27 protein-coding genes are annotated in these 26,753 nt (G+C 70.9%); 14 read left to right on the top strand and 13 right to left on the bottom strand.

Annotated features, from left to right (window positions below):
• The 3 genes from ACESL7_RS00825 to ACESL7_RS00815 all read left to right on the top strand — a co-directional run.
• Positions 1–1,015 (top strand): FliG C-terminal domain-containing protein (locus ACESL7_RS00825; RefSeq protein ID WP_372890456.1); only part of this gene is annotated, 1,015 nt, incomplete at its 5' end.
• A gap of 26 nt (positions 1,016–1,041) precedes the next feature.
• Positions 1,042–1,986 (top strand): DMT family transporter, encoded by a 945-nt coding sequence (locus tag ACESL7_RS00820; RefSeq protein ID WP_372890454.1) that lies wholly within the window; start codon positions 1,042–1,044, stop codon positions 1,984–1,986.
• 6 nt (positions 1,987–1,992) lie between these two features.
• On the top strand, positions 1,993–2,925 hold the full coding sequence (locus ACESL7_RS00815) for a lysophospholipid acyltransferase family protein (RefSeq protein WP_372890452.1): 933 nt from the start codon (positions 1,993–1,995) through the stop codon (positions 2,923–2,925).
• On the opposite strand, the gene ACESL7_RS00810 is transcribed toward ACESL7_RS00815, so the two are convergent.
• Positions 2,889–3,587 (bottom strand): DUF1223 domain-containing protein, encoded by a 699-nt coding sequence (locus ACESL7_RS00810; protein WP_372890450.1) that lies wholly within the window; start codon positions 3,585–3,587, stop codon positions 2,889–2,891. The two genes, ACESL7_RS00815 and ACESL7_RS00810, sit on opposite strands and share 37 nt — an antisense overlap.
• A 252-nt stretch (positions 3,588–3,839) precedes the next feature.
• On the opposite strand from ACESL7_RS00810, the gene acnA reads away from it, so the two are divergent.
• Positions 3,840–6,626, top strand: coding sequence for an aconitate hydratase AcnA (gene acnA / locus ACESL7_RS00805; protein ID WP_372890448.1), 2,787 nt, complete (start codon positions 3,840–3,842; stop codon positions 6,624–6,626).
• A gap of 195 nt (positions 6,627–6,821) precedes the next feature.
• Here the strand turns inward: acnA and ACESL7_RS00800 are convergent, their stop codons facing one another.
• From ACESL7_RS00800 to yajC, 9 genes are all read right to left on the bottom strand, one after another.
• The gene (locus ACESL7_RS00800) at positions 6,822–7,367 is read right to left on the bottom strand and encodes a DsbE family thiol:disulfide interchange protein (RefSeq protein ID WP_372890446.1); all 546 of its coding nucleotides are present in this window, start codon (positions 7,365–7,367) and stop codon (positions 6,822–6,824) included.
• Positions 7,354–7,512 carry a heme exporter protein CcmD gene (ccmD, locus tag ACESL7_RS00795; protein ID WP_372890444.1) on the bottom strand — a complete coding sequence of 53 codons (159 nt, stop codon included), beginning with the start codon at positions 7,510–7,512 and terminating at the stop codon, positions 7,354–7,356. Before ccmD ends, ACESL7_RS00800 begins: the two co-directional genes overlap by 14 nt.
• On the bottom strand, positions 7,509–8,255 hold the full coding sequence (locus ACESL7_RS00790) for a heme ABC transporter permease (RefSeq protein ID WP_372890442.1): 747 nt from the start codon (positions 8,253–8,255) through the stop codon (positions 7,509–7,511). Before ACESL7_RS00790 ends, ccmD begins: the two co-directional genes overlap by 4 nt.
• A 59-nt stretch (positions 8,256–8,314) precedes the next feature.
• The gene (ccmB, locus tag ACESL7_RS00785; protein WP_372890440.1) at positions 8,315–8,971 is read right to left on the bottom strand and encodes a heme exporter protein CcmB; all 657 of its coding nucleotides are present in this window, start codon (positions 8,969–8,971) and stop codon (positions 8,315–8,317) included.
• A complete protein-coding gene (ccmA, locus tag ACESL7_RS00780) occupies positions 8,968–9,579 on the bottom strand; it encodes a heme ABC exporter ATP-binding protein CcmA (RefSeq protein ID WP_372890438.1) in 612 nt (203 codons plus the stop codon). The genes ccmB and ccmA overlap by 4 nt, the downstream gene beginning before the upstream one ends.
• 211 nt (positions 9,580–9,790) lie before the next feature.
• Positions 9,791–10,144, bottom strand: a complete 354-nt coding sequence (locus ACESL7_RS00775) for an Mth938-like domain-containing protein (protein ID WP_372890436.1) — start codon at positions 10,142–10,144, stop codon at positions 9,791–9,793.
• A 64-nt stretch (positions 10,145–10,208) separates the two neighbouring features.
• Positions 10,209–11,177 (bottom strand): protein translocase subunit SecF, encoded by a 969-nt coding sequence (secF, locus tag ACESL7_RS00770; RefSeq protein WP_372890435.1) that lies wholly within the window; start codon positions 11,175–11,177, stop codon positions 10,209–10,211.
• A gap of 1 nt (position 11,178) precedes the next feature.
• Positions 11,179–12,846 (bottom strand): protein translocase subunit SecD, encoded by a 1,668-nt coding sequence (secD, locus tag ACESL7_RS00765; protein WP_372890433.1) that lies wholly within the window; start codon positions 12,844–12,846, stop codon positions 11,179–11,181.
• Positions 12,847–12,877: 31 nt separating this feature from the next.
• Complete coding sequence (yajC, locus tag ACESL7_RS00760) at positions 12,878–13,168, bottom strand: preprotein translocase subunit YajC (RefSeq protein ID WP_372890431.1); 291 nt, start codon at positions 13,166–13,168, stop codon at positions 12,878–12,880.
• A 153-nt stretch (positions 13,169–13,321) separates the two neighbouring features.
• Here yajC and ACESL7_RS00755 point away from each other — a divergent pair, with 153 nt between their 5' ends.
• Positions 13,322–14,011, top strand: coding sequence for a trypsin-like serine peptidase (locus tag ACESL7_RS00755; protein WP_372890429.1), 690 nt, complete (start codon positions 13,322–13,324; stop codon positions 14,009–14,011).
• Positions 14,012–14,078: 67 nt separating this feature from the next.
• Positions 14,079–15,374 (top strand): serine--tRNA ligase, encoded by a 1,296-nt coding sequence (gene serS, locus ACESL7_RS00750; RefSeq protein WP_372890427.1) that lies wholly within the window; start codon positions 14,079–14,081, stop codon positions 15,372–15,374.
• Between the two features lie 300 nt (positions 15,375–15,674).
• Here serS and ACESL7_RS00745 read toward each other — a convergent pair whose 3' ends face one another.
• Positions 15,675–16,574 carry a LysR family transcriptional regulator gene (locus ACESL7_RS00745; protein ID WP_372890425.1) on the bottom strand — a complete coding sequence of 300 codons (900 nt, stop codon included), beginning with the start codon at positions 16,572–16,574 and terminating at the stop codon, positions 15,675–15,677.
• A gap of 121 nt (positions 16,575–16,695) precedes the next feature.
• On the opposite strand from ACESL7_RS00745, the gene ACESL7_RS00740 reads away from it, so the two are divergent.
• Both ACESL7_RS00740 and ACESL7_RS00735 read left to right on the top strand, forming a co-directional pair.
• Positions 16,696–17,925 (top strand): acyl-CoA dehydrogenase, encoded by a 1,230-nt coding sequence (locus tag ACESL7_RS00740; protein ID WP_372890423.1) that lies wholly within the window; start codon positions 16,696–16,698, stop codon positions 17,923–17,925.
• A 255-nt stretch (positions 17,926–18,180) separates the two neighbouring features.
• A complete protein-coding gene (locus tag ACESL7_RS00735; RefSeq protein ID WP_372890421.1) occupies positions 18,181–18,387 on the top strand; it encodes a cold-shock protein in 207 nt (68 codons plus the stop codon).
• A 55-nt stretch (positions 18,388–18,442) separates the two neighbouring features.
• Here the strand turns inward: ACESL7_RS00735 and ACESL7_RS00730 are convergent, their stop codons facing one another.
• On the bottom strand, positions 18,443–19,132 hold the full coding sequence (locus ACESL7_RS00730; RefSeq protein WP_372890419.1) for an arylesterase: 690 nt from the start codon (positions 19,130–19,132) through the stop codon (positions 18,443–18,445).
• 12 nt (positions 19,133–19,144) lie between these two features.
• Here ACESL7_RS00730 and ACESL7_RS00725 point away from each other — a divergent pair, with 12 nt between their 5' ends.
• The 3 genes from ACESL7_RS00725 to ACESL7_RS00715 are packed head-to-tail and all read left to right on the top strand — an operon-like array spanning position 19,145 to position 23,256.
• Positions 19,145–19,837, top strand: coding sequence for an ABC transporter ATP-binding protein (locus ACESL7_RS00725; protein WP_372890417.1), 693 nt, complete (start codon positions 19,145–19,147; stop codon positions 19,835–19,837).
• The gene (locus tag ACESL7_RS00720; protein ID WP_372890416.1) at positions 19,834–22,362 is read left to right on the top strand and encodes an ABC transporter permease; all 2,529 of its coding nucleotides are present in this window, start codon (positions 19,834–19,836) and stop codon (positions 22,360–22,362) included. The genes ACESL7_RS00725 and ACESL7_RS00720 overlap by 4 nt, the downstream gene beginning before the upstream one ends.
• Positions 22,363–22,422: 60 nt before the next feature.
• On the top strand, positions 22,423–23,256 hold the full coding sequence (locus tag ACESL7_RS00715; RefSeq protein WP_372890414.1) for an inositol monophosphatase family protein: 834 nt from the start codon (positions 22,423–22,425) through the stop codon (positions 23,254–23,256).
• Positions 23,257–23,290: 34 nt separating this feature from the next.
• On the opposite strand, the gene ACESL7_RS00710 is transcribed toward ACESL7_RS00715, so the two are convergent.
• Positions 23,291–23,809 carry a winged helix DNA-binding protein gene (locus ACESL7_RS00710; protein ID WP_372890412.1) on the bottom strand — a complete coding sequence of 173 codons (519 nt, stop codon included), beginning with the start codon at positions 23,807–23,809 and terminating at the stop codon, positions 23,291–23,293.
• Between the two features lie 154 nt (positions 23,810–23,963).
• On the opposite strand from ACESL7_RS00710, the gene ACESL7_RS00705 reads away from it, so the two are divergent.
• From ACESL7_RS00705 to ACESL7_RS00695, 3 genes are all read left to right on the top strand, one after another.
• Positions 23,964–25,088 carry an LLM class flavin-dependent oxidoreductase gene (locus tag ACESL7_RS00705; protein ID WP_372890411.1) on the top strand — a complete coding sequence of 375 codons (1,125 nt, stop codon included), beginning with the start codon at positions 23,964–23,966 and terminating at the stop codon, positions 25,086–25,088.
• Positions 25,085–25,756 carry a nitroreductase family protein gene (locus tag ACESL7_RS00700; RefSeq protein WP_372890409.1) on the top strand — a complete coding sequence of 224 codons (672 nt, stop codon included), beginning with the start codon at positions 25,085–25,087 and terminating at the stop codon, positions 25,754–25,756. Before ACESL7_RS00705 ends, ACESL7_RS00700 begins: the two co-directional genes overlap by 4 nt.
• Before the next feature lie 192 nt (positions 25,757–25,948).
• Positions 25,949–26,753 (top strand): ATP phosphoribosyltransferase regulatory subunit (locus ACESL7_RS00695; protein WP_372890407.1); only part of this gene is annotated, 805 nt, incomplete at its 3' end.

Here is a 26,753-nt window from a genome sequence, read left to right as displayed (position 1 = left end):
CGCGCCGCGCCTGAGCCGCCGGCAGAAGGCGGCGATCGTCGTGCGTTTCCTGCTGACGGAGGGGGCGGACCTGCCCCTCGCGCAGCTCCCCGACGCGATGCAGGCCGAGTTGACGGCGACGATGGCGAAGCTCCGCTACGTCGACCGCGCGACGCTCGCGCAGGTCGTGCAGGAATTCCTCGACGAACTCGAGGCGGTGGGCCTCGCCTTCCCCGGCGGCATGGCCGGGGCGCTGGCGCTGCTCGACGGGCGGATCAGCCGCCACACCGCCGAACGCATCCGGCGCGAGGCCGGTGTGCGCCAGACCGGCGATCCATGGACCCGCCTGCGCGCCCGCCCGGTCGAGGATCTCGTGCCCTTCGCGCTCGACGAAAGCATCGAGGTCGCGGCGGTTCTGCTGTCGAAGCTCGACGTGTCCACCGCCGCCGCGCTTCTGGGCAAACTCCCCGGCGAACGGGCGCGGCGCATCACCTATGCCGTCTCCCTCACCGCCGGCATCACGCCCGAGGCGGTGCAGCGCATCGGCGTCAGCCTCGCCGCACAGCTGGATGCCCGGCCCGACCGCGCCTTCGACGACGCCCCGGTCGACCGGGTCGGCGCGATCCTCGACTTCTCCCGCGCCGCCACGCGCGAGGAGGTGCTCGAGGGGCTCGAGGCGACGGACGCCGCCTTCGCCGCCCGGGTGCGCCGCGCGATCTTCACCTTCGCCGACATTCCCGCCCGGCTGGACCGGCGCGATGTGCCGAAAGTTCTGCGCGGCCTCGATCAGGCGCGCCTCGCCACCGCGCTCTCCGGCGCCCTCGCGGTGGGCGCCGGCGACGGGGACGCGGCGGAGTTCCTGCTGGCGAGCCTGCCGCGCCGCCTTGCCGAGACGCTGCGCGAGTCGGTCGCCGACACCACGGCCGACCCGGCCGAGGCGGAAGCCGCCATGGGCGAGATCGTGGCCGAGATACGCCGGATGGAAACCGCCGGGGAGATCACGCTCGCCGTACCCCCCGCCGCCGATGACGGCTGAGCGCCCGCGCGGGGCCGCGGGGCGGCATGGACACCCGCAGGGGCCGGGCCTACTGTCGCGCCATGCCGCCGCCCGCCCCCTCCCCTGCCCCGACACCGCCGCCGCGCCAGCCGGCCGTGCCGGGCAACGCCGCGCGAGCGATCCTGCTGATGATCGGGGCGGTCTTCTGCTTCACGCTCATGGATGCGACGGCGAAGGCGCTGACGGGCCGCATCGGCATCGTGCCGACGCTCTGGGTGCGCTACCTCGGGCAGACGGTGGTGGTGCTGATCCTCGTGGCGCCGCGCCTCGGATCGGTGCTGCGCACCCGCTACCCGGGCCTTCAGGTGCTGCGCTCGCTTTACCTTCTCGGCGCGACGGCGCTCTTCTTCTGGGGCCTCGCCAACATCGGCATCGCGCAGGCGACGGCGGTGATGAACGTCAACCCGCTCCTGATCACGCTCGGGGCCGCGCTCTTCCTGGGCGAACGGCTCGGCCCGCGCCGCACGTTCGGCGTGCTCGCGGCGCTCGCCGGGGCGCTCCTGATCATCCGCCCCGGCACGGCCGTCTTCACGCCGCATGCGCTGCTGCCCTTGGGCGCGGCCTGTTTCTACTCGGCCTATGCGCTGACCACGCGCTTCGTCGGCCGGGACGAGGACCGCTGGACCTCGCTCGTCTACACCGGGCTCCTGGGCGCGATCGTGCTGTCCTGCATCGTGCCCTTCTACTGGCCGGCCTTCGATACCGGCACGCTTCTGCGCGTCGGCGCGCTCGCAGTGCTGGCGACGCTGGCGCAGCTTCTGCTGATCACGGCGCTGCAGCAGGGGGAGGCGGCGCTCGTCGCGCCCTTCGCCTACGCGGGGCTCGTCTTCGCCACGCTCTGGGGGCTCCTTTTCTTCGGAGAGGTGCCGGATCTCTGGACGCTCGCGGGCATGGGCGTCATCGCCGGCGCGGGCCTCTACGTCTGGCACCGCGAGACGCAGCAAGCCTGACGGGTCATGGCGAAACGGGCGACACAATCGCGCAACGACCGTGTGGACCGCGCGACCGATCTCGCGGGGCGGGTGGCGATCCGCCTTGCGCTCGTCCTGCCCTGGGGCGCGCGCGTGCGGCTGATGGGCTGGCTCGTGCGCCGGGTCGTCGCGCCGCTGGCCGGCTGGCGGGCGCGGGCGCGCGCCAACCTCGCCCACGTCTGGCCCGACCTGCCGGAGGGGGAGCGTCACCGCATTGCCGACGCCGCGGCCGAGAACGCGGGCCGCACCATGATCGAGAACTACGATGTGGCGGGCCTGCGCGCGCGGGTGCGCGGCCTGCCGCTGGAGGGCACGGGCGTCGCCGCGCTGGAGAGGGCCCGGGCCGAGGGACGTCCCGTCCTTCTCGTGACGGGGCATTTCGGCAACCACGAGGCGCCGCGCGCGGCCCTCGTCGAGCGGGGCTATCGGGTGGGCGGTCTCTACCGGCCGATGGCCAACCCCCATTTCAACGCACACTATGCGGCGAACATGCACGCGCTCTCCGGCCCGGTCTTCGAACAGGGCCGCCGCGGCACGATGGGCCTCGTGCGCCACCTTCGAGCAGGGGGCATGGGCGTGCTGCTCTTCGACACCTATGCCGGCGCCGGCGCGCTGATCGACTTTCTGGGCCAACCCGCGCCGACGCTCACCTCCGCCGCCGAGATCGCGCGCAAGACCAGCGCGGAGCTGATCCCCTTCTTCGGCCTCCGGCAGCCGGACGGGCTGGGTTTCCGCCTCGTCTTCGAGGCGCCGATCCCGCCGGGCGATCCGCTGGAGATGACGCGCGAGATGAGCGCGCGCCTCGAGGCGCGGGTGCGCGAGACACCGGGGCAATGGTTCTGGATTCACCGCCGCTGGAAGCCCGAGCGGCAGGCCCGGCGTCAGCGCAGGCGCGCGGCGGCCAGCACCGGCCCGTGACCCTCGGCCTGCACGATCACGACCACCGGTTGCGCGCCTTCCACCTCGGTGCTCAGCCGCAGCGGCGCTGCCCCGTCCCAGCGGGCGAGCGCCCGCCACGCGGTCACGATATTGTGGTACTCGGCCGTGCGCCCCGCGTTTTCGCCCTTCGTGATGTGGACCGTGGCGGAGGGACGGTAACGCACGAGCTGAACCACCGTGCGACCGACCGGCCGATCGGCGGACACGGCGACGACAAGCTGCCCGTTCTCGCGACGCAGCCGGAGCGAGATCGGCGTCGGCGCCTCCGCGTGGGCGCGGATCCGGTCGAGGACGGTCATCGCCTTGGCCCCCATGATCCGGTCCTCGCCGCCCACGATGATCTGAGGCGTGAAGATCGACCGGCTGTGATTGGCACGGGCATAGGCCTTCTGACGCGCGGTGAAGCCCGGCTGCGCGAAACTGTCCTTCCAGCCGATGTAATCCCAGTAATCGACATGCAGCGAGAGCGCGATCACGTCGTCGCGCTCCGCCAGGTCGGCGATCAGCCGGTCCGCCGGCGGGCAGGCCGAACACCCCTGCGACGTGAAGAGCTCCACCAGAACGCCGCGTTCGCCCGCCGCCGCGGCCGCCGCGGCGAGCGCCATCCAGAGCGCCGCGCAGATCCTCAGGATACTCGTCATCTCGTCGCCTGCTCCGGTGCCGTGATGCCCCACTCGGCCAAGTCTCACTAAAGCGCGCGGCGGTGCCGAGGCCAATCACCGTTTTGCGAGAGTGGCGCGACCGTGAATGTGCACTGTCGTATACAAAATGCGGCGCGCCCCCTTGATCCGGCGCCCCCCGAGGCGATACATGCATGGCGAGAGCGGCGCCAGCGGCCCGGATGGTCACGCCGGATGGCCGCGCGCCCGCAGACACCTCACGGAGGCCAGCAGATGCCCATCGTCACCGGACAGGACACCGCCAGCACCCGCCGCCGCCTCGAGGCGGGCGGCGCGCACTACGCCTATTACTCGATCCACGCGGCCGAGGAGGCCGGGCTGGGCGACTTCTCGCGCCTGCCCGCGGTGCTCAAGGTCGTGCTCGAGAACATGCTGCGCTTCGAGGACGGCAAGACGGTCGATACCGACGACATCCGCGCCTTCTCGGACTGGGCCGCGCAGGGCGGCAAGACCCAGCGCGAGATCGCCTATCGCCCCGCGCGGGTGCTGATGCAGGACTTCACGGGCGTGCCGGCGGTGGTCGACCTCGCCGCGATGCGCGACGGCATCCGGAAGCTCGGCGGCGACGCGCAGAAGATCAACCCGCTCAACCCGGTGGACCTCGTCATCGACCACTCGGTGATGATCGACGAATACGGCAACCCCCGCGCCTTCCAGATGAACGTGGACCGGGAGTACGAGCGCAACATCGAGCGCTATACCTTCCTCAAGTGGGGGCAGAAGGCCTTCGACAACTTCCGCGTCGTGCCGCCGGGCACCGGCATCTGCCACCAGGTGAACCTCGAATACCTCGCGCAGACGGTCTGGACCGACACCGACCAGTCGGGCGAGGAAGTCGCCTATCCCGACACCCTCGTGGGCACCGACAGCCACACGACGATGATCAACGCCGCCGCCGTGCTCGGCTGGGGCGTGGGCGGCATCGAGGCCGAGGCCGCGATGCTGGGCCAGCCGATCTCGATGCTCATTCCGGAGGTCGTCGGCTTCGAGCTGACCGGCCGCATGATGGAGGGAGCGACGGGCACGGACCTCGTGCTGAAGGTCGTCGAAATGCTGCGCGCCAAGGGCGTCGTCGGCAAGTTCGTGGAGTTCTATGGCGACGGGCTCGATCACCTGCCGCTGGCCGACCGGGCCACCATCGCCAACATGGCGCCCGAATACGGTGCCACCTGCGGCTTCTTCCCCGTGGACGACGAGACGCTGCGCTACCTGCGCCAGACCGGGCGCGACGAGGCGCGCGTGGAGCTGGCGGAGGCCTACGCCAAGGCCAACGGCATGTGGCGCGGGCCGGATTACGCGCCGGTCTATACCGACACGCTGCACCTCGACATGGGCGAGATCGTGCCTGCGATCTCGGGGCCGAAGCGCCCGCAGGACTACATCGCGCTCGACAAGGCGGCGACGGCCTTCCACGACTACGTCAAGGGCCAACGCGAAGGCGGAGACCTCAACCACACCTCCGAGGTCCGCTGGGAGGGTGAAGGCGGCGCGCCGGAGCCGGTGGAGATCCCTGGCGACGAGGGCCACCACAAGCGCGGCTTCGTCGAGACCGACGAGCATCGCTATCAGATGCACGACGGCTCGATCGTGATCGCCTCGATCACCTCCTGCACGAACACCTCGAACCCCTACGTGATGATCGGCGCAGGCCTCGTGGCACGGAAGGCGCGGGAGAAGGGGCTGAACCGCAAGCCCTGGGTCAAGACCTCGCTCGCCCCCGGAAGCCAGGTCGTCTCCCACTACCTCGAGGCCGCGGGCCTGCAGGAGGATCTGGACGCCATCGGCTTCAACCTCGTGGGCTACGGCTGCACCACCTGCATCGGCAACTCCGGCCCGCTCGCGCCGGAAATCTCGAAGTGCATCAACGACAACGACCTGATCGGGGTCTCGGTGCTCTCGGGCAACCGCAACTTCGAGGGCCGGATCAGCCCCGACGTGCGCGCCAACTACCTCGCCAGCCCGCCGCTCTGCGTGGCCTATGCGCTGGTGGGCGACATGAACGTGGACATCACCCGCGAGCCGCTGGGCGAGGACAAGGACGGCAACCCGGTCTACCTCAAGGACATCTGGCCGGACCCGAAGGAGATCGCGGAACTCGTCGAGCGGACGGTGACCCGCGACGCGTTCCAGGAGAAATACGCCGACGTCTTCAAGGGCGACGAGAAGTGGCGCGATGTCGAGACCACCGACAGCGAGACCTACGACTGGCCGGCGCATTCGACCTACGTGCAGAACCCGCCCTACTTCCAGGACATGAGCCCGGAGGCCGGCACCATCGAGGACGTCGAGGGGGCGCGTATCCTCGGCCTCTTCGGGGACATGGTCACGACCGACCACATCTCCCCGGCCGGCGCGTTCAAGGCCGACACCCCCGCGGGCAAGTACCTGACCGAGCGGCAGGTCTCGCCGCGCGACTTCAACAGCTATGGCTCGCGCCGCGGCAACCACGAAGTGATGATGCGGGGCACCTTCGCCAACATCCGCATCAGGAACGAGATGCTGGATGGTGTCGAGGGCGGCTATACGCTCGGCCCGGACGGATCGCAGATGCCGATCTACGACGCCGCCATGGCCTGGCAGGAGAAGGGCGTGCCGCTCGTCGTGATCGCCGGCGAACAGTACGGCGCCGGCTCCTCGCGCGACTGGGCGGCCAAGGGCACCGCGCTTCTGGGCGTGCGCGCCGTGATCGCCGAGAGCTACGAGCGCATCCACCGCTCCAACCTGGTCGGCATGGGCGTGATCCCGTTCGAGTTCACCGGCGGCGACTCGCGCAAGACGCTCGGCCTCACCGGCGAGGAAAGCGTGACGATCAAGGGCCTCGAGACGGTCAAGCCGCAGCAGGAGGTGACGGCCACGATCACCTACGCGGACGGCACGACGAAGGACATCACCCTCAAGTGCCGCATCGATACGGCCGTCGAGAAGGAATACGTCGAGAATGGCGGCGTGCTGCACTACGTGCTCCGCAACCTTGCGCAGGAGCCGATGGCGGCGGAGTGACGCCGCCCGGCCCCGCGCCGGCCAATCTTTCGTTAACGCACCGCTGTTACCCCCGCCCCCGGCGGGGGTAATTCGTTTCTGGAGGGTGCCGATGCCGCGGACAAGAAGACGCCGGGCGCTGCCCGCCCTTTCCGCCCCCTGCCTGGAGGCGGCGGCCCTGATCGCGCTTGCCTTGGTGTTCGGCGGTTGAGCGGCCTACTCGGCGACGCCGCGCGCCTCCTCGATGGCCGGCCGGATCGTCGTCTCGAGCACGCGCTCCGTGATCGGACCGGCGAAGCGCGTGACGATCGTGCCGTCCGCGTCGATCACGTAGGTCTCGGGCACGCCGTAGACGCCCCAGTCGAGCGCCATGCGCCCGTTCGCGTCGGCGCCGATCGCCTCATAGGGGTCGCCCAGCTCCTCGAGGAAACCGAGCGCATTGCCCGGCTCGTCCTTGTAGTTGATGCCGTAGATCGGGATGCCCTCGTCCGCGAGCGTCTCGAGGTGCGGGTGCTCCACGCGGCAGGGCGCGCACCAGCTCGCCCAGTAGTTGACCAGCTTCACACCCCCCTCGCGCAGGTCGGCGTCTGTGAAGGGTGTCTTGCCCTGAAGCTCGGTCAGCTGCACCGGCGGCGCGGATTGCCCCTGCCGCGCCGAGGGGATGGAATCCTTGTTCTCGCGGTTCATGCCGAAATAGAAGAGCGCCGCGATCGCCAGGAAGAGGACCGGCGGCAGGACCATCAGCGGGCTAACTCTCGCCATTGCGGCGTGCCTCCACCTGTTCCAGTTCCACGCGGATCCGCCGCGCGCGGCGCAGGCTCGCCCAGACGATCACCGCGATGAGCGCAATGCTCGACCCGTAGGAGGCAAGCACCGCGAAGGCGTATTTGCCGAGATCCGGCATCATGCCGTCCGCTCCCGCGCCTGAAGCGCCTTGATGCGCCGTGCCCGGATCTCGGTACGGGTCCTGAGCAGCAGCAGCGCGATGAAGAGCAGCACGAAGCCCGCGATGCACACGAGCAGGGGATACCAGAACACGTCGTGCACATTTTCCTCCGCGTCGAGCGACAGCGAGGCGCCCTGATGCAGCCCCTGGTTCCAGAAAAGCACCGCATAGCGCGACAGAAGCGCGAAGACGGAGCCCACGAGGCAGAGAACCGCCGTCAGGTCCGCCGCGGTATCCGGGTTCTCGATCGCTTCCCAGAGCGCAACGTAGCCGAGGTAGAAGAGAAACAGGATCAGGAAGCTCGTCAGCCGCGGATCCCAGGCCCACCAGGTGCCCCACATCGGCTGCCCCCAGAGGGCGCCGGTCACGAGCGCGATGGCCGTCATCACCACGCCCACGGGCGCCGCGGCCTTGGCGGCGAGCGCCGAGACGTGATGCCGCCGGATCACCCAGATCAGCGAGGTGACGAGCATCATGATCCAGATGTTGATGGCCATCAGCGCCGCGGGCACGTGCAGGTAGATGATCTTCACCGTGGAGCCCTGACGGAAGTCGTCCGGCGTGAAGAAGAAGCCCCAGACGAGCCCGACCGCGAGGCAGATCGCGGCGCCCCACGAGACCCAGGGCAGCAGCCAGCCCGAGAGGCGCAGGAACTTGACCGGGTTGGCCCATTCCCAGAGCGAAGCGGTAGCGCGCTGTTCCATCGTCGGTCCCCTGATCTCGGGTTCGATTTAGTCCGCCACGGCGGTCTGCGCAATCTGCCTTACCTGAGGTTGATGCGTAACACTGCCGCGGAGGCGAAGGGCAAGAGCGCGATCGTGCCGAAGGTGATCCCCGCGAGGAGCGCGAGCGGCGTCGCGGTGGCGAACCCCTCCGCCCCGCGCCGCGCGGCCTCCGCCCCGAAGATCAGCGTCGGCACGTAAAGCGGCAGCACGAGGAGCGAAAGCAGCAGCCCGCCCCGCTTGAGGCCCACGGTGAGCGCCGCACCGAAGGTGCCGATCACCGAAAGCGCGGGCGTGCCGAGCGCGAGCGAGACGAGAATCCAGAGATAGCCCTCCGGCGGCAGGCTCAGCAGCACGCCGAGCACCGGCGCGGCCAGAACCAGCGGCAGGCCGGTGGTGATCCAGTGCGCGAGCGCCTTGACGCTCACCAGCGCCTCGAGCGGCAGGGGCGCCGTGGCCAGCAGGTCGAGGCTGCCGTCCTCCCAGTCGAGCGCGAGAATGCGGTCGAGCGACAGGAGGCACGCGAGCAGCGCACCGATCCAGAGGATACCCGGCGCGATGCGCGCCAGAAGCTCGGTCTCCGGCCCGACGCCGAAGGGCACGAGCACGGTGACGATCAGGAAGAAGGCAAGGCCGAGGCCGAAGCCGCCGCCCGCGCGCAGGGCAAGGCGCAGGTCGCGCGCGAGCAGCGCGATCACAGGAAGGCCTCGTCTTCGGCGGCTGCACGGGGCGTGGCCTTGCAGGCGGCGACGTCGAAACGCCGCGCTTCGAGCCCGAGGTCGATGTGCGTGGCGATGAGCGCCGCGCCGCCCCGGGCGAGATGCGCGCGCACCGCGTCCGCGAAGAGCCCGACCGCCGCCGTGTCGAGCGAGACCGTCGGCTCGTCGAGCGCCCAGACCGGCCGCCCGGTGACCAGAAGCCGCGCGAGGCCCAGCCGGCGCTTCTGCCCGGCCGAGAGCGCACCGGCCTGCCGGTCGGCGAGATCCTCCAGCGCGAAGGCCGCGAGCGCCGGGGCGATATCGCCGGTCCCGAACACCTGCGCCCAGAAGGTCAGGTTCTCGGTCACCGTGAGCGTGGCCTTCAGCCCGTCGGCATGCGCGGCATAGGCGATGGCATCCGAGGCCGCATCGATCGTCCCCGCGATCGGCGGCTGCAACCCGGCCACGGTGCGCAGCAGCGTCGTCTTGCCCGAACCGTTCGGCCCACGCAGGATCAGCGCCTCGCCGGGCGCGAGCGTGAAGCTCAGCCCTTCGAGGACCGGAACGCCGCCGCGCGCGACGGCGAGATCGTGAACCGACAGAAGCATCCGCAGTCGATTAGCCCAATCCCGCGGCAGGGGGAAGCGGGGCAGTGCCCGCCGGGCGGCAACGCGCGCGGCGCCGGCGGGGTCGGGACCTGGCGGACCGCCGCCCCCCCGGGGCGCGGACCACCGAACCGGTTCGGCCGCCAGCCGCGCCGGATGATCGCAAGACCGTTGCGCGGGCGCCGCGCCGGAGCGATCGCGGGGCAGCGTGACCTCAGACCGGCAGCGCGGCGAGCGCGATCCGCCGGCCTTCGGAAAGCAGCACGTTGTAGCTGCGGCAGGCCGGGCCGGTGGCCATGCTCTCGACGCCGATGTTGGCATCTTCCAGCGCGCGGCGCAGATCGGCCGGGATATGCGCGACCTCCGCGCCCGTTCCGACGAAGAGCACGTCGACCTCGCCTGCGAGCGCGAGGAGCGGCGCCGCGTCGTCGTAGCCGCCCCAGGCCTGCGCGCCGGAGGGCGTGAGCAGGACAGCGCCCTCGCGCACCTCGCCGCCGACGCGGAAGAAGCCCGGGCCGTATCCGTCCACCGGCAGGGCGTCGTTGTAGACCACTTCGTTGATGCGCATGGGCCACCTCCATCGCTCGCTCGCCTCGGGCTTACCATGCCGCCCCGGCCCGGGTCACGGGGCCTCAGGCGTCGACGTCGCCGAACTGCGTGCCCGCGTTCTGGTCGGGCTTCGACCAGTCGCGCTTCACGCCCAGCAGCAGAAGCGTGGCCGAGGCGATGAAGACCGAGGAGTAGGTCCCCACGATCACGCCCCAGATCATCGCGAAGACGAAGCCGCGGATCACGTCGCCGCCGAGCACGAAGAGCGAAAGCAACGCGAGCAGCGTGGTGGCAGAGGTCATGAAGGTCCGACTCAGCGTCTCGTTGATCGAGATGTTGAGCACTTCGCGCAGGGGCCGCTTCTTGTATTTCATCAGGTTCTCGCGCACCCGGTCGAAGACGACCACCGTGTCGTTGAGCGAGTAGCCGACGATGGTCAGCAGCGCGGCGATGATCGCGAGGTCGAACTTGATCTGGAACTCGGAGAAGATGCCGATGGTCAGCACCACGTCGTGCACGAGGGCCGCGACCGCGCCGAGCGCGAACTGCCACTCGAATCGGAGCCAGATGTAGATCAGCACGGCGCCGATGGCGAGCAGCACGGCGATGATCGCGGTCTGGATCAGCTCGCCCGAGACCTTGGGGCCGACGGATTCGACCGAGACGAACTCGATGTCCGGCGCCACCTCGCGGAGCGCGCTGCGCACGGCCTCGACCGTATCGGCCGACACGCTTTCCTGCCCCGCCTGCGCCTGGATGCGGACCATGGCGACGTTTTCGTCCGGGCCGAAGGTCGGGTCGAAGACCTCGGAGATCGAAATGTCGCCCAGTTCCAGCGATTGCAGCGCGTCGCGATAGGCGCCGACGTCCACCGGCTCGGCGCTTTCGGTGCGGATCGTCGTGCCGCCCCGGAAGTCGATCCCGTAGTTGAGCCCCTGCAGCGCCAGCGACGCCAGCGAGAGCAGGATCAGAAAACCGGAGATGCCCAGCCAGAGCTTCGGACGCGAGAAGAAATCCCAGGACGTGTTTGCGGGAACGAGGCGCAGGCGCATGTCAGACCTCCAGCGTCCGGGGGCGGCGGCGCTCGAACCACATCACGATGAGCAGGCGCGTCACGAAGATCGCCGTGAAGACCGATGTCAGGATACCGAGACCCAGCGTGATCGCGAAGCCGCGCACGGGGCCCGAGCCCATCACGTAGAGGATGACCGCGGTGATGAAGGTGGTCAGGTTGGCGTCCACGATGGCGGAAAGCGCCTTCTCGTAGCCGAGCTGGATCGCCCGGGAGGGGCCGCGCGCCGTGCGCAACTCCTCGCGGATGCGCTCGAAGACGAGCACGTTGGCGTCCACCGCCATGCCCACCGTCAGCACGATGCCCGCGATCCCCGGCAGCGTCAGCGTCGCCCCGATGAGGGACAGGAGCCCGAAGACGAGCGCGATGTTGAGCACCAGCGCGACATTGGCGAACAGGCCGAACAGGCCGTAGCCCAGCCCCATGAAGGCGAGCACGGCGGCGAAGGCGACGAGGGTCGCGATCCGTCCCGCCTCGATCGAATCGGCGCCGAGCTCCGGGCCGATGGTCCGCTCCTCGAGGAAGTCGAGGCCGGCCGGCAGCGCGCCGGCGCGCAGGAGCACGGCAAGGTTGGTCGATTCCTCGACCGTGAAGTTGCCGGTGATGATGCCGGTGCCGCCGGGGATATGGCTCTGGATCACCGGGGCCGAGATCACCTCCTCGTCGAGCACGATGGCGAAGGGATTGCCGATATTCGCGGCGGTGTAGTCGCCGAAGGCCCGCGCGCCCGTCGGGTTGAAGCGGAAGGTGACCGCCGGGCGCCCGTTCTCGTCGAAGGAGGGCTGCGCGTCCACCAGCTGATCGCCGTTGACGACCGGGGCGGATTCGACGGTGTACCAGACGTCCTCCTGCTCCATCGACGGCAGCGTCTCGTTGCCGATCCCGGGGGGCTCGTCCGGGTCGGCGTCGCGGCTGACGACCGGATGGAAGGTGAGCTGCGCGGTGGTGCCGATGAGTTCCTTGAGCTCGCCGGCCGAGCCGATGCCGGGCACCTGGATCAGGATGCGGTCCGCCCCCTGCCGCTGGATGGTGGGCTCGCGCGTGCCCACCTCGTCGATGCGGCGCCGGATGATCTCGAGCGCCTGGCGCACGGTGCGGTCATCGGTCGCGCGCCGTTCGGCCTCCGAGAGCGTGACGACCACCTCGTCGTCGTCGGCGCGCACCTCCAGATCCTGCTCCCCGGTGCCCGCCGCGGACGAGACCGGCCGCGCGAGACCGCTCACCACCTCCAGCGCGCGGCTCATGCCCTCGGGCTCCGAGAGACGCACGCGGAGCGTGCCCGGCTCGGAGGATTGCAGGCGGATGGTGCCCACCACGTCGCGCTCCTCGCGCAGCACGTCGCGCACCTCGGGCCAGAGGGATTCCATCCGGCTCTCGTAGACGTCCTCGACCTGCACCTCGGCCAGCAGATGCGCGCCGCCGCGCAGGTCGAGACCGAGATTGACGAGGCTCGAGGGCATCCAGTCCGGCCACATCGCCGCCTCGGCCGCGAGCTCGGCCGTCGCCTCGCCGCCGCGCGCCTCGATCGCGGCGACGGCGTCGTTATGCGTCTCGACGCGCTCGTAAAAGAGATTGGGCAGCGCAAGGGCGAGCCCCACCGCCACGGCGACCCAGATCAGGACGCGCTTCCAGAGGTCGATCTGCAGCATGGGGCGGGACCTTTCCGCGCGGCCGGAGGGGTCAGCTGCCCGAGGGCTCGGTCTTGTTGAGGACCTGCGCCACGGTGTTCTTGACGACCCGCACGCGGACGTTGTCCGAGACCTCGACCTCGATCTCGTTGTCCTCCTTGACCTTGGTCACCTTGCCGATGAGCCCGCCCTGCGTGACCACCTGATCGCCGCGCCGCAGCGCCTCGACCATCTTCTGATGCTCCTTGACGCGCTTCTGCTGAGGGCGGATCAGCAGGAAATACATGATCGCGAAGATCAGGATCAGCGGCAGAAGCTGGGCGAAGGCGCCGGCACCGTCCATCGGGAACTCCCTGAGAAAGCGCGGGGCGACCCCCGCAAAGCTTGGCGGAACCTATGCGGGGCGGCCCCCCGATGCAAGCGGAGGGCAAAGCGCCTTCCGTGCCGTCGGGTGCCATGGGACGCTTCGGGCGATTCCCGCTGCGCCCGAGCTCACATGCGACGTCTCCTTCTCACCCTCGTCTGTCTCACTGCCGGCGCAGGCTGGGCCGACGAGCTGCCGGACCCGCTCGCGGACGGGGAGCTGCGCGCCGCCCTCGGCCGGATGAACGTGGCGGGCTACGCCAGTCGGTCGCAATGCAGCGGCACGCTGGTCGCCCCCGATCTGGTGCTGACGGCCGCACATTGCGTGACGCGTTCGGACGGAACGGCGCATCGGCTGAGCGACCTCCATTTCGTCGCGGGCTGGAACCGCGGCGATTACGCCGGCCACGGTCGGGTTGAGGAGGTGATCCTGCATCCCGCGTGGCAGGGAGCGGACACAGGCGACTTCACCGGCGACATTGCGCTCGCCCGTCTCGACGCGCCGCTCAAGGTCCGGCCGTTAACGGCTGCGCGCCCAGCGGTGGCGCCGGTGCCGCGCGCCCTCGCAGGCTACGCGTGGCACCGCCCGCACGCGCCGATCGCCCAAACGCCCTGCCGGGCCAGGGCACGGGGGAAGCACAGCATCCTGCTCACCTGCCCCGCAGAGCCCGGCATTTCCGGCGGCCCTCTCGTCGAGCGCGACGGCGAGGGCTGGCGCGTCGTCGGCGTCGTGGCCGGAACCGCGCGGGCCGACGGCGCCACCGCGACCCTCGCGGTGCCGCTCGGTGCCCGCCTGCTCGATCTCATCGACGCGGGACCCTGACCGGCACCCTACCCTCGCCCCGCGAAATCGGACATAAGGCGCCGCGACACATCGAGTGAGGGCGCCCATGCACGACATCCGCTTCATCCGCGAGAATCCGGAGGCCTTCGACGCCGCGCTCACGCGCCGGCCCGGTGTGGCGCCGGCCTCGGCCGCGCTGCTCGCGCTCGACGCCGCGCGGCGCGACGCCATCCAGAAGGCCGAGGACGCGCAGGCCGCGCAGAACCGCGCCGCGAAGGAGGTGGGCAAGGCGAAGGCCGCCGGCGACGAGGCGGCGTTCGAGCGCCTGCGCGCGCTCGTGGCCGAGAAGAAGGCCGAGGTCGCCGCGATGCAGGCCGAGGCGAAGGCGAAGGATGCAGAACTGCAGGACGCCCTTGCCCGCATCCCCAACCTGCCGCTCGACGACGTGCCCGAGGGCGCGGACGAGAACGACAACGTCGAGATCCGCCGCTGGGGCACGCCCCGCGCGCTCGACTTCGCGGCGAAGGAACACTTCGAGATCCCCGCCGCCGCCGCGGGCCTCGACTTCGAGGCGGCCGCGAAGCTTTCGGGCGCGCGCTTCGTGGTGATGTCGGGCGCGGTGGCGCGGCTGCACCGCGCGCTCGCGCAATTCATGCTGGACACGCATGTCACCGAGCACGGGCTCACCGAGACATGGACACCCGTTCTGGTGCGCGAAGAGATGATGTTCGGCACCGGGCAGCTGCCGAAGTTCGGCGAGGACAGCTACAGGACCGAAGAAGGCTGGTGGCTGGTGCCCACGGCCGAGGTGACGCTGACCAATCTCGCCGCCGGCGAGATCCTCGACGCGGCCACCCTGCCCCGCCGCTACGCCGCGCACACCCAGTGCTTCCGCTCGGAAGCGGGCAGCGCCGGCAAGGACGTGCGCGGGATACTGCGCCAGCACCAGTTCGAGAAGGTCGAGATGGTCTCGATCACGCGGCCCGAGGAGAGCCTCGCGGAACACGCGCGCATGACCCGCTGCGCAGAGGCGATCCTCGAGAAGCTCGAGCTCCCCTATCGCACGGTCGTCCTCTGCACCGGCGACATGGGCTTCGGCGCGCGCCGGACGCACGACATCGAGGTCTGGCTGCCCGGGCAGGGCACCTATCGCGAGATCAGCTCGGTCTCGACCTGCGGCGACTTCCAGGCGCGGCGCATGACCGCGCGCTTCCGCCCCGAGGAGGGCGCGCGCCCCGAGTTCGTGCACACGCTGAACGGCTCCGGCCTCGCCGTGGGCCGCGCCCTGATCGCGGTGCTGGAGAACGGACAGGAGGCGGACGGCTCGGTGACGCTGCCCGTCGCGCTCGCGCCCTGGCTGGGCGGCGCGCGCCGGATCGACGCCGAGGGGCGGCTCGGCTGACGCCCGATCGGCGCCCGGCGCAGGCGCCGGGCCGCGGAACGGGGGGCTGTCTGCCCCCCTCTTGGCCTTCGGCCAATTCACCCCCCGAGGATATTTGACCCAAGAAGAAGAACCGGACGCGTGCTCCATCATCTTGGCGCAAATACTCCGGGGAGCGCGAGGGGCAGCGCCCCTCGCCTGACTCGCAGACGGATGACCCAAAGCTCGTTTCGGCGATCGCCGCCGTGCTGCGCCGCCTCCCGTTTCCGGGACGAAGAGCGCTCGACATGGCCCGTCGTGTGCGCCGGAGGGACGAGCCGATCAGAGCGGAGCGCCCAGCGGCTGTCCGGCCAGCCAGTCGCGCAAGGCGCGGAGCGGGGGATACCCTGCCCGCGCGCGGGGCCAGACGAGCCAGTAGCGCCCGCGGCCCGGCACCGCCGCGCCCCAGGCGCGGGTGAGGCGGCCGTCGGCGAACTCGGCGTCGGCGAGGAACTCGGGCAGGAGCGCGACGCCCACGCCCGCGATGGCCGCCTGCGTCATGGTCGCGAACTGGTCGAAGATCATGCCCTGCGGCGCCGCGCATTCGACCCCGTGGTGGGCGAACCACCGCTCCCAGGCGCGCGGTCGCGTCTCCAGTTGCAGGAGCGGCAGCTCCAGCAGGTCGCGCGGCCCGGCCAGCGGATGCGCGGCGAGGAACGCCGGGGAACACGCGGCGACGAGGGGTTCTGCGCCGAGGTCGAGATAGTCGCAGTCCGCGCGATCCCGCGTGCCGAAGTGGATCGCGGCATCGAAGCCCTCGGCCTCGAAGTCGACCGGGCGCAGGCGCGTGGCGAGGTTGAGCGTCACGCCGGGATGGGCCGAGAGAAAGGCCGGCAGGCGCGGCGCGAGCCAGCGGGTGCCGAGCGTTGGCAGGATGGCCAGCGACAGCGTGCCGCCGCCCGGATTCGCGGCGAGTTCCATCGAGGCGCGGCCGATCAGCTCGAGCGCACGGCCCACGCTCCGGCCGTAGTCGCGCGCGGCCTGCGTGGGCACGAGACGGCGCCGTTCGCGCAGGAAGAGGGGCGTGCCGAGCTGGGTCTCGAGGCTCTGGACATGGCGGCTGACGGCGCCCTGGCTCATGCCGAGTTCTTCGGCTGCTGCCGTCGTGGAGCCGGTGCGCAGGACCGCCTCGAAGGCGCGCAGCAGGGCGAGCGACGGCAGGAAACGGCGGGACCAGGGCATGTCACATTCCAGAAATGCATGAATGGATCCGGGAAAGGCGTTTCCCCCGGCGCTTTCGAAATAGTATGTTCCCGGGGACACAACCAGTCCCGGGGGTCATGCCCCGGGGGAAGGAGAGCTGATGACCCTCGACATGCCGACGCCCGAGCTGAAGGCGAAAGACGCGCCGGACCTGGGCCGCTTCGACTGGGAGGATGCGTTCCGCCTCGACGGCCAGCTCGCGGAGGAAGAGCGGATGATCCGCGACAGCGCCCGCGCCTACGCGCAGGAGAAGCTGCAGCCGCGGGTCATCGAGGCCTTCGAGGAGGAAACGACGGATCCCTCGATCTTCCGGGAGATGGGCGAGATGGGCCTCCTCGGAACGACGATCCCTGAAGCGTACGGCGGCCTCGGTGCGGGTTACGTCAGCTACGGCCTTGTCGCGCGCGAGATCGAGCGCGTCGATTCGGGCTACCGCTCGATGATGTCGGTGCAATCCTCGCTCGTCATGTATCCGATCTACGCCTACGGCACCGAGGAGCAGCGGCAGAAATACCTGCCCAAGCTCGCCTCCGGCGAATGGATCGGCTGTTTCGGCCTGACCGAGCCTGACGCAGGCTCCGACCCCGGCGCGATGAAGACGCGGGCCGAGAAGACCGAGGGCGGCTATCGCCTTACGGGGTCGAAGATGTGGATCTCCAACTCGCCCATCGCGGATGTCTTCGTGGTCTGGGCGAAGTCGGAGGCGCATGGCGGCAAGATCAAGGGCTTCGTGCTCGAGAAGGGCATGACCGGCCTCTCCGCCCCCAAGGTCGGCAACAAGCTGTCCCTGCGCGCCTCGATCACCGGCGAGATCGTGATGGACGGTGTCGAGGTCGGCGAGGACGCGCTTCTGCCGCATGTCGAGGGGCTGAAGGGGCCCTTCGGCTGTCTCAACCGCGCGCGCTACGGGATTTCCTGGGGCGTCATGGGCGCGGCGGAATTCTGCTTCCACGCGGCGCGCCAGTACGGGCTCGACCGCAAGCAGTTCGACAAGCCGATCGCGCAGACGCAGCTCTTCCAGAAGAAGCTCGCCGACATGCTGACCGAGATCTCGCTCGGCCTTCAGGCCAGCCTGCAGGTCGGCCGGCTGATGGACTCCGCCGAGGCCGCGCCCGAGATGATCTCGATCGTCAAGCGCAACAACTGCGGCAAGGCGCTCGACGTTGCGCGCCACGCGCGCGACATGCATGGCGGCAACGGCATCTCGGGCGAGTTCCAGGTGATCCGGCACATGCTGAACCTCGAGACGGTGAACACCTACGAGGGCACGCATGACGTGCACGCGCTGATCCTCGGGCGCGCGATCACAGGGCTACAGGCCTTCGCCTGAGAGGCGGGCGGAGGGGGGCTGTCCGCCCCCCTCTTGGCCTGACGGCCAATTCACCCCCCGAGAGTATTTGGGCCAAGATGATGGAGAGGGGCCGCGTCTGCGGCATTGACAACGCCCTTGCGACGCGCCATCTTTCGTCGCGCGACGTTAAGGCTATCGACGACTGCTGCTCTGAACGGCTCAGTTTCGCGATCCCCAACTGACCGAGCCGCGCTGCCGCATGGTGTGGGCAGCAAGACAGACAGGAGACTGACGATGGCCAATGGCACCGTCAAATGGTTCAACACCACCAAAGGCTACGGCTTCATCGCGCCCGAGTCGGGCGGCAAGGATGTATTCGTGCACATCTCGGCCGTCGAGCGCTCGGGCCTGACCGGCCTCGCCGACGATCAGAAGGTCACCTTCGACCTCGAGACCGGCCGCGACGGCCGGCAGTCGGCGGTGAACATCGCCCTCGCCTGAGCCGCGGGCACGGGATTATCCGGACGGGCCGCCCCCAAGGCGGCCCGTTCCCGTTTCAGCCGTCGGTCTCCGCCGTCTCCGCGCGCGCGGCCTCGGCGAGGTCGCGGACCTTCGGGCCGAGCGCCTCGACGATGCGCGCGACGCCCTCGCCGGTGGGGTGGATGCCGTCGGACTGAAGGAAGCGGCGCGCGCTCTCCGGGTCGCCGTCCCCGGCGAGCGGGCCGAGGAAATTCTCGGCGTAAAGCGTGTCGTACGCCTCGGCGAGGTCGGGATACATCGCGTCGAAGGCGGCCTTGTAGTCCGCCCCGTAGTTGCCCGTCGCCTCGAGCCCGACAAGGAGCACCGGCAGATCGCGCGCCTCGGCGGCCTCGAGGATGCCGCGCAGGTTCTCGCGGCTGACCGCCGGGTCGATCCCGCGCAGGAGGTCGTTGCCGCCGAGCGCGACGATCATCCCGTCCACCTCCGGAGTCAGCGACCACTCCACCCGCGCGAGACCGCCCGCGGTGGTGTCACCCGAGACGCCGGCGTTGACGAGATCCACCCCCGCATCGCGCGCGTCGAGCCAGTCCTGCATCTGCGGCACGAAGCCCTCGGCCTCGGGCAGGCCGTAGCCCTGCGTCAGGCTGTCGCCCATCGCGACAAGGGTCACCTCGTCGGCGGCCGCCGGGGCCGCCAGAAGGAAAAGCGTCGCAAGCGCCGCCTTGGCTTCGCGGCGGCGCGCCCCATATGATCGGCTTGTGCGCATGAGGTCCCTTCCATGACCGATCCCGTTCTTGCCCTTCAAGATGTCACCCTGACGCTCGACGGCAATGCCGGGCCGGTGCGAATCCTGCACGGCATCACCCTCGACGTCGACCGCGGAGAGACGATCGGCCTTGTCGGGCCGTCGGGCTCGGGCAAATCCTCGCTCCTGATGCTGATGGGCGGGCTGGAGCGCGCCACCTCGGGCAGCGTGCAGGCGCTCGGCCGCGACCTGACGGCGATGGACGAGGATGGCCTCGCCCGCTTCCGGCGCGATCACATGGGCGTGGTCTTCCAGTCCTTTCACCTGATCCCGACGATGACGGCGCTCGAGAATGTCGCGACGCCGCTGGAACTCGCCGGGCAGCGCGACGCCTTCGACCGCGCCGAGGCCGAGCTGGAGGCCGTGGGCCTCGGCCATAGGGGCGGGCATTACCCCGCGCAGCTTTCGGGCGGGGAGCAGCAGCGCGTCGCGCTCGCCCGCGCCGCCGCGCCACGGCCCGCGATCCTGCTCGCGGACGAGCCGACCGGCAACCTCGACAGCACGACCGGCACGGCGATCGTGGATCTGCTCTTCGGGCTGCGCGACCGGCACGGCGCGACGCTCGTGCTCGTCACCCATGAACGCGCGCTCGCCGAGCGCTGCGACCGGGTGGTGCCCCTCGCCGACGGCCGCATCGTGTCGGACGCGCGCAGGGCCGCGGAATGAGCTGGCCCGCCGCCGCGCGCATCGCCCGGCGCGAGCTGCGCGGCGGGCTCCGGGGGTTCCGCATCTTCCTCGCCTGCCTCGCGCTCGGCGTGGCGGCGATCGCGGGGGTGGGCACGGTGCGCTCCGCGATCGAGGGCGGATTGGCGGCCGAGGGCGCGGTGCTGCTCGGCGGCGACGCGGAGGCGGAGCTCACCTACCGCTACGCCACCGACGAGGAGCGCGCCTTTTTCGACCGCGTGGCGACGGAGGTCTCGGAGGTCGTCGATTTCCGCTCCATGGCCGTGGTCGAGCGCGACGGCGAGACCGAGCGCGCGCTCACGCAGGTCAAGGCGGTGGACGGGGCCTATCCGTTGCTCGGCGCGGTGGAGCTCGAGCCCGGGATGACCCTCGACGCGGCGCTCGCGGGCACGGGCGAGCGGCCCGGCGCCGTGATGGAGCCGGTGCTCGCCGACAGGCTCGGCCTGGCGACCGGGGATACCTTCCGGCTCGGCTCGCAGGAGTTCGTCCTCTCCGCCCGGCTCACCCGCGAGCCGGACGCTGCCGGCGACGGCTTCGCGCTCGGGCCGCGCACGCTCGTGCGGACGGAGGCGCTCGCCGGCTCGGGGCTCCTGGAGCCGGGCACGCTCTTTTCCACGAAATACCGCCTCGACCTGCCCGCGGGCGCCGATCTGGATGCGCTTCGCGCCGAGGCGCTGGACCGCTTCGAGGAGGCGGGGCTCAGGTGGCGCGATGCGCGCAACGGTGCGCCGGGGATCGCAACCTTCGTGGACCGCCTCGGCGCCTTCCTCGTGCTCGTCGGGCTCTCGGGGCTCGCCGTGGGGGGCATCGGCGTCTCGGCCGCGGTGCGCGCCTATCTCGGCGAGAAGACGGGCGTGATCGCCACGCTGCGCACGCTCGGCGCGGACCGGGCGACGGTGTTTCGCACCTATTTCCTCCAGATCGGGGCGCTGGCGGCGCTGGGCATTGTCATCGGGCTGGTGCTGGGCGCGCTGGTGCCGCTCGCCTTCGCGCCGCTGATCGAGGCACGGCTGCCGGTGCCGGCGCGCTTCGCCCTCTATCCCGGGCCGCTCGCCGAGGCCGCGCTTTACGGCGTGCTGACGGCGCTGATCTTCACGCTCTGGCCGCTCGCGCGGGCTGAGGAGGTGCGCGCCGCCACGCTCTTCCGCGACGCGCTCGAGGGCGCGCGGGCGCTGCCGGCGGCGCGCTTCGTTGTGGCGACGGCGGCGCTCGTCGCGGCGCTCGTCGGGCTCGCCGTCTGGTTCTCGGGCAACGCGGCGCTCACGCTCTGGACGGCCGGCGGCATCGCGGGGGCGCTCGCGCTGCTCGCCGTGGCGGCGGAGGCGCTGCGCTGGATCGCCCGCCGCGCCGTCCGCGCGGCGCGGGGCCGCGCGGCGCTGCGCTGGGCGCTCGACGCGATCGGCGCGCGGCGCGGCGCGGTGGCGCCGGTCATGCTCTCGCTCGGGCTGGGGCTCTCGGTGCTCGCCGCGATCGGGCAGATCGACGGCAACCTGCGCGCCGCGATCTCGCGCGATCTGCCGGAGGTGGCGCCGAGCTACTTCTTCGTCGACATCCAGAAGGACCAGATGCCGGACTTCCGCGCGCGGCTGGACGACGAGCCGGCCGTCGCCCGGGTCGAGAGCGCGCCGATGCTGCGCGGCATCATCACGAAGATCGACGGCCGCCCGGCCTCGGAGGTCGCGGGCGATCACTGGGTGCTGCAGGGCGACCGGGGCGTGACCTACTCGGCAACCCCGCCGGAGGACGCCGAGATCACCGCCGGCGACTGGTGGCCCGCGGACTATGACGGGCCGCCGCTCGTCAGTTTCGCCGCCGAGGAGGCCGCCGAGATCGGGCTCGAGGTGGGCGACACGCTCACCGTGAATATCCTCGGGCGCGAGATCACGGCGGAGGTGGCGAACCTGCGCGTCGTCGATTTCTCCACCGCCGGTATCGGCTTCATCATGGCGATGAACCCCGCCGCGCTCGAGGCCGCGCCGCACAGCTTCATCGCCACCGTCTACGCAGAGGAAGAGGCGGAGGCGGCGATCCTGCGTGACCTCGCCTCCGCCTATCCCAACATCACCGCGATCCGCGTGCGCGACGCGATCGACCGGGTCTCGGAGCTTCTGGCCGGGATCGCGGGGGCGACGGCCTGGGGCGCCTCGGCGACGCTGGTGGTGGGCTTTCTGGTGCTGATCGGCGCGGCCGCGGCCGGCGAGGGCGCGCGCACCTACGAGGCGGCGGTGCTCAAGACGCTGGGCGCAGCCCGCGCGCGCATCCTGGTCAGTTTCGCGCTCCGGGCCGGGCTGATCGGCGCAGGCGCGGCGGCGGTGGCCCTCGTCGCGGGTATCGGCGGCGGCTGGGCGGTGACGCATTTCGTGATGGAGACGGACTTCGCGGTGATCTGGCCCTCTGCCATCGCCATCGTGGCCGGCGGGGTGGCGGCGACGCTCGCAGCCACGCTCGCCTTCGCCTGGCGCCCGCTTGCGGCACGGCCCGCGCGGGTGCTGCGCGCGCGCGAATAGGCTTGCCGCGGCGCGGGGGCGGTGGCACATCGCGCCTGTCCCGCAGCCGGAGCCCCGCCGATGCCCTTCACCCCCGCCGAGGAAGCGCGGATCGTCAACCTCCTCCGCCGCGCCGCGCGGGCCGAGATCCTGCCGCGCTTCCGCGCGCTTTCCGCCTCCGAGGTGACCGAGAAATCCGGCCCCGACGACCTCGTGACCGAGGCCGACACGGCCGCCGAGGCGATGATCGCCCGGGGTCTTGCCGCCCTCTTCCCGAAGGCGGTCATCGTGGGCGAGGAAGCCGCCGAGGCCGACCCGGAGCTCCCCGACCGCATCGCGGACGCGGAGCTCGCCTTCATCGTCGACCCGGTGGACGGGACGTGGAACTACGCCCGCGGCCTGCCGCTCTTCGGCGTGATCCTCGCCGCCTGCCGGAAGGGCGAGCCGGTCTGGGCGATGATCCTCGACCCCGTCTGCGACGACTGGATCACCGCGTCCGAGGACCGGCCCACGCGTCTCGAGCGGCCCGGCCGCCCCCCGCGGCCCCTGCATGTCGCGCCGGCGCGCGACATCGCGGAGATGTCGGGCTTCGTGCCCCTCTCCCTCGTCCCGGAGGACCGTCAGGGCGCCGTCGCCGCGCTCTTCCCGGAGTTCCGCCGCGCGACCTCGCTGCGCTGCTCGGCGCACGAGTACCGCCTGCTCGCGCAGGGGCACGCCGACTTCTGCATCGGCGTCGACCCGAAGCCCTGGGACCACGCCGCCGGCGTGCTGCTCTGCCGTCAGGCCGGGGGCTTCGCCGCCTTCCTCGACGGCGCGCCTTACTCCGCCGCCCGGCGCGAGGGCGTCCTTCTCACCGCCGCCTCGCCCGACGCCTGGGCGCGCCTCGCGGAACGCTTCGGCCCGCTGACCGCCTGACGCGCGGAGGCCTGGCAGGGGCCGAGGAACGCCCTCACTCGCGCCGGTGCGTCGCGGCCGTCAGCGCCGCGCGGTCATAGAGCCCGGAGAGCACGTCGAGCACCTGCGCCGCCTCGCCGAAGCCGCGTTCCGGATCGTCGAGCCGCGAGACGAGCCCGACCAGAAGCTCGCGCCGCGCCCGCGCGTAGCGGTCCGTCACCTCGCGCCCCGTCTCGGTCACGCAATAGACCACGCCGGTGCGCGGGGCGCCGTGCCGTTCCACGAGACCCGCCTTCATCAGCTTGCGCAGGCCGTACTGGATGTTCGGGATGTCCTCGCGGTTGGTGAGCCGCGCCAGCTCCTTCACCGACTTGGGCCGGTCCTTCATCCGGACCACGTGCAGAAGCGCGTTCTCCGGCCCGCTGGCCTGAAGCCCGGCGCTCAACGCGAGGCATTCCGCCTGCCAGCGCCCGAAGCTCTCGAAGGTGCGCATCAGCGCGTATTCGAGCTCCGTGAGCCGGACCTCCAGCGAATCGGACGCGAGGTGCCAGCGGCGGTCGACGTCCGTCGCCACCTCGGGCCCCGTGTCCGGGCCATCGCCGTTCGCCTGCCCCGCCATCCGGCGCAGAATGGCGACGCGAGGCCGTCCAGCCAACCGAAATTTTGAATTGATTTTTCATTTTAAATTTCATCTGATTTCCTCACCAACAAGACAAGGGAGGCTGAGGATGCGTGCATTCCTCGAAAACGATCACTTCAAGCTCGGCACATTCTCGAGCAACTGCTCCTCGGGCATGAGCGTCACGAAGGTGGACGAGCGCTGGGACAACAGCTGGGAGAACAATCTTCGCCTCGCGCAGATGCTCGACGCGGCCGGCATCGACTTCATGCTGCCGATCGCCCGCTGGATCGGCTACGGTGGCGCGACGGATTTTCACCACAACGTGCTCGAGACGATGACCTGGGCCACCGCGCTGCTGGCGAAGACGGAGCGGCTGACCCTCTTCGCCACCATGCACACGGCCGCCAACAACCCGGTCGTCGTGGCCAAGCAGATCGCCACCGCCGATCAGGTGGGCCGCGGCCGGATCGGGCTCAACATCGTCGCGGGCTGGAACCGGCCGGAGTACGAGGCGCTCGGCCTCACCCTGCCCGACGACCACGAGACGCGCTACGGCTACGCGCAGGAGTGGTTCGACATCGTCCAGAAGCTCTGGAAGAGCGACGAGGCCTTCGACTGGACCGGCGACTGGTTCCAGTTGAAGAACGTGCTCAGCCACCCGCATCCGGTCGACGGCCGGCCGCCGATCCTGAACGCCGCCGGCTCGGGCCAGGGCCGCGACTTCGCCACGCGCAATGCCGATTACCTCTTCACGCCGGCGATCGACCTCGACCGGTCGAAGGACGAGGTGCAGCAGATCAAGGATCAGGCGGCGGCCAAGGGGCGCAAGGTCGGCGTGCTCACCTTCGCCCACATCTGCTGCCGCCCGACCGAGGCCGAGGCGCGGGACTATCACCACTGGTACGCGCAGGAGAACGCCGACTGGGAGGCGACCGACAACCTCGTCAACCTGCAGTTCGCCAACGCGCAGAGCTTCCCGCACGACCTGCTCGCGCTGATCCGCGACCGGATGGCCGCGGGCCATGGCGGTTTCCCGCTGATCGGCACGCCCGATCAGGTGGCCGACGGGATCGAGAAACTGGCGCAGGCGGGCTTCGCCGGTTCGACCATGTCGTTCCTCGACTACGCCGAGGAGTTCCCCTACTTCCGGGACGAGGTCCTGCCACGGCTGGCGGCGAAAGGTCTGCGGCCGGCGCCCGACGCGGCACGCAAGCCCGAGCCCGCGGAATGACCGACGGGGGGCGCATGGACCTGCACGACGCGCTGCACTGGCGCTACGCCGTCAAGGCCTTCGCGCCGGGCGTCCGCGACGACGCGGCGCTCGACCGCGCGCTCGAGGCGGCGCGCCTTGCGCCCTCCTCCTTCGGGCTTCAGCCGTGGCGGATCGTCCTCGTGGAGGACGCCGCCACCCGCACGGCGCTCGCCGCGCGGAGCTACGGGCAGAGCAAGGTGGAGACGGCGGGCCACCTCGCCGTCTTCGCCATCCTCGATCCCGTGACCGAGGCGCACATCGACGCGCATGTCGCCCGCCTTGCCGGGGCGCGGGGCATGGACGCGGCGGCGCAGGCGAAGCAGCGCGACCGCATCGCCAGGACGGTCCTCACCTACAAGGACGCCGACGCGCGTCGCGCATGGGCATGCGCGCAGTGCTACCTCGGCCTCGGCGTCTTCCTGGCGGCCTGCGCGACCGAAGGCCTCGACGCCTGCCCGATGGAAGGGTTCGAGGTCGCGGCCTACGACGACATCCTCGGCCTCGCGGACGCGGGCCTCGCCGCCGTGGTCGCGGTCGCCCTCGGCCGTCGCGCCGCGGACGACCCGGAGGCGGCGGAGGGCAAGCTGCGTCCACCTGCATCCGAGCTGATCCGCCGCGTCGGTCAGGCATCCACCCCCGACAGGTGAGCGGGGCGGCCGCGCCACGGGCTCGGGGCAAGGGGCCATCGGCCCGCCCCGTCCGCGTCGCGGCCTAACGTGGCGGACAGGGCGTGCCCGACCGGGCCGCGCGACGGTGGGTGCCCGGCCGCCCTCCGCTTGCCCCGCCCGGCCCCTTCGTCTAGACCCCGCCGCGACCCGCCCCCCAAGGGATCCGCCCCCATGGCCAAGCCGAAGAAGACCCCGCGCCCCAAGGCCGAGAACCCCAAGGGCTTCCGCGACTACTTCGGCGCCGACGTGACCGAGCGCGCCGAGATGCTCGGGCGCATCGCCGAGGTCTACCGCAGCTACGGCTTCGAGGCGCTGGAAAGCCCCGCCATCGAGACGCTTGAGGCGCTGGGCAAGTATCTGCCCGACGTGGATCGCCCGCATGCCGGTGTTTTCGCATGGCAAGAGGACGAGGACGACGGCAAGGGCGACTGGCTCGCGCTGCGCTACGACCTGACCGCGCCGCTCGCCCGGGTCTACGCGCAGCACCGCAACGACCTGCCCACGCCCTACCGCCGCTACGCCATGGGCCCCGTCTGGCGCAACGAGAAGCCGGGGCCGGGGCGCTACCGCCAGTTCTACCAGTGCGACGCGGACACCGTGGGCGCGGCCAGCGTGGCGGCCGACGCCGAGATCTGCGCCATGCTGGCCGACACGCTCGAGGCCGTGGGCATCCCGCGCGGGGATTACATCGTGCGGGTGAACAACCGGAAGGTGCTGAACGGCGTGCTGGAGGTTGCAGCGCCTGTTGACCCGTTGCCCCAAGGCGATGATCTGCATGGAACGATCAAGCATGTTTGGGATCAGAGTGTCCGCGATGCCGTCCTGCGCACCATCGACAAGTTCGACAAGGTGGGCGAGGCCGGGGTGCGCGAGCTCCTGGGCGCGGGCCGGCGCGACGCCTCCGGCGCCTTCATCGAGGGCGTGGGGCTCACGCCCGAGCAGGCCGAGCCCGTCGTCGCCTTCCTCACCTCGCGCG

Source organism: Rhodosalinus sp. (genome assembly GCF_041685465.1).
GTDB lineage: Bacteria > Pseudomonadota > Alphaproteobacteria > Rhodobacterales > Rhodobacteraceae > Rhodosalinus.
Note: the sequence above shows the minus strand (reverse complement) of the source record. Positions and strands in the feature narration are given on the sequence as shown.

Excerpts from the sequence above, each read along its gene's own strand:
- ACESL7_RS00820 (WP_372890454.1), top strand. The coding sequence starts at position 1,042 with ATGGACACCCGCAGGGGCCGGGCCTACTGTCGCGCCATGCCGCCGCCC.
- ACESL7_RS00815 (WP_372890452.1), top strand. The coding sequence starts at position 1,993 with ATGGCGAAACGGGCGACACAATCGCGCAACGACCGTGTGGACCGCGCG.
- ACESL7_RS00810 (WP_372890450.1), bottom strand. The coding sequence starts at position 3,587 with ATGACGAGTATCCTGAGGATCTGCGCGGCGCTCTGGATGGCGCTCGCC.
- acnA (WP_372890448.1), top strand. The coding sequence starts at position 3,840 with ATGCCCATCGTCACCGGACAGGACACCGCCAGCACCCGCCGCCGCCTC.
- ACESL7_RS00800 (WP_372890446.1), bottom strand. The coding sequence starts at position 7,367 with ATGGCGAGAGTTAGCCCGCTGATGGTCCTGCCGCCGGTCCTCTTCCTG.
- ccmD (WP_372890444.1), bottom strand. The coding sequence starts at position 7,512 with ATGATGCCGGATCTCGGCAAATACGCCTTCGCGGTGCTTGCCTCCTAC.
- ACESL7_RS00790 (WP_372890442.1), bottom strand. The coding sequence starts at position 8,255 with ATGGAACAGCGCGCTACCGCTTCGCTCTGGGAATGGGCCAACCCGGTC.
- ccmA (WP_372890438.1), bottom strand. The coding sequence starts at position 9,579 with ATGCTTCTGTCGGTTCACGATCTCGCCGTCGCGCGCGGCGGCGTTCCG.
- ACESL7_RS00775 (WP_372890436.1), bottom strand. The coding sequence starts at position 10,144 with ATGCGCATCAACGAAGTGGTCTACAACGACGCCCTGCCGGTGGACGGA.
- secF (WP_372890435.1), bottom strand. The coding sequence starts at position 11,177 with ATGCGCCTGCGCCTCGTTCCCGCAAACACGTCCTGGGATTTCTTCTCG.
- secD (WP_372890433.1), bottom strand. The coding sequence starts at position 12,846 with ATGCTGCAGATCGACCTCTGGAAGCGCGTCCTGATCTGGGTCGCCGTG.
- yajC (WP_372890431.1), bottom strand. The coding sequence starts at position 13,168 with ATGGACGGTGCCGGCGCCTTCGCCCAGCTTCTGCCGCTGATCCTGATC.
- ACESL7_RS00755 (WP_372890429.1), top strand. The coding sequence starts at position 13,322 with ATGCGACGTCTCCTTCTCACCCTCGTCTGTCTCACTGCCGGCGCAGGC.
- serS (WP_372890427.1), top strand. The coding sequence starts at position 14,079 with ATGCACGACATCCGCTTCATCCGCGAGAATCCGGAGGCCTTCGACGCC.
- ACESL7_RS00745 (WP_372890425.1), bottom strand. The coding sequence starts at position 16,574 with ATGCCCTGGTCCCGCCGTTTCCTGCCGTCGCTCGCCCTGCTGCGCGCC.
- ACESL7_RS00740 (WP_372890423.1), top strand. The coding sequence starts at position 16,696 with ATGACCCTCGACATGCCGACGCCCGAGCTGAAGGCGAAAGACGCGCCG.
- ACESL7_RS00735 (WP_372890421.1), top strand. The coding sequence starts at position 18,181 with ATGGCCAATGGCACCGTCAAATGGTTCAACACCACCAAAGGCTACGGC.
- ACESL7_RS00730 (WP_372890419.1), bottom strand. The coding sequence starts at position 19,132 with ATGCGCACAAGCCGATCATATGGGGCGCGCCGCCGCGAAGCCAAGGCG.
- ACESL7_RS00725 (WP_372890417.1), top strand. The coding sequence starts at position 19,145 with ATGACCGATCCCGTTCTTGCCCTTCAAGATGTCACCCTGACGCTCGAC.
- ACESL7_RS00720 (WP_372890416.1), top strand. The coding sequence starts at position 19,834 with ATGAGCTGGCCCGCCGCCGCGCGCATCGCCCGGCGCGAGCTGCGCGGC.
- ACESL7_RS00715 (WP_372890414.1), top strand. The coding sequence starts at position 22,423 with ATGCCCTTCACCCCCGCCGAGGAAGCGCGGATCGTCAACCTCCTCCGC.
- ACESL7_RS00705 (WP_372890411.1), top strand. The coding sequence starts at position 23,964 with ATGCGTGCATTCCTCGAAAACGATCACTTCAAGCTCGGCACATTCTCG.
- ACESL7_RS00700 (WP_372890409.1), top strand. The coding sequence starts at position 25,085 with ATGACCGACGGGGGGCGCATGGACCTGCACGACGCGCTGCACTGGCGC.